General features: G+C 59.2%; 2 protein-coding genes. Both read left to right on the forward strand.

Translation table 11 applies throughout. The features are described from left to right. The coding region (gene thiI, locus CFY91_RS15375; protein ID WP_341476604.1) for a thiazole biosynthesis protein at nucleotides 1-368 on the forward strand (368 nt) is incomplete at its 5' end. A 146-nt stretch (nucleotides 369-514) separates the two neighbouring features. Then, nucleotides 515-728 (forward strand): GTP-binding protein (locus CFY91_RS15380; protein WP_243392523.1); only part of this gene is annotated, 214 nt, incomplete at its 3' end.

A 728-nucleotide genomic window follows, 5' to 3' on the forward strand; every position in this document is an offset into this window, starting at 1 on the left:
GCGCGCGCAAGATCACCGTGGACAAGCTGATCGACGAACTGGGCGCCGACGTCCAGGTCGAGGAAGTCCAGCAGGCGCTGAGCGGGCAGATCATCCTGGATATCCGCCCCGCCGATGCCGTCGAGGAACAGCCGCTGCAGGTTGAAGGCATCGAGGTGCAGACCTTGCCGTTCTACGCGCTGAACAGCCGCTTCAAGGAGCTGGATGCCAGCCGCCAGTACCTGTTGTATTGCGACAAGGGCGTAATGAGCCGCCTGCATGCTCACCACCTGCTCAGCGAAGGGCATGCCAACGTGCGTGTCTATCGCCCCGCCGGGCAGCCACAAACCGCAAGCTATCAGCCGCAAGAAGGTCACGTGCCGTCATGATCAAGGAGCAGCTCAGACGCAGCGCGCGGCGCCGCAGGCACCCTCCCGACGGCAAACGCTGAATCCGTCATGTTTTTAGGCTTTTCTTCGGTTTTTATCTTGCTGCTTGTCGCCTCCGGCTTGCCGCTCTTTTTTAGGAAAACATCGTGATCGAAAATCTGCGCAATATCGCCATCATCGCCCACGTCGACCATGGCAAAACCACCCTGGTAGACAAGCTGCTGCGCCTGTCCGGCACCCTTGACCGCAAAGAAGCGGAAAACGAGCGGGTGATGGACTCCAATGACCAGGAAAAAGAGCGCGGTATCACCATCCTGGCCAAGAACACTGCCCTGAAGTGGGGCGACTACAACATCAACA

The sequence above is a fragment of the Pseudomonas fluvialis genome, from assembly GCF_002234375.1.
Lineage (GTDB): Bacteria > Pseudomonadota > Gammaproteobacteria > Pseudomonadales > Pseudomonadaceae > Aquipseudomonas > Aquipseudomonas fluvialis.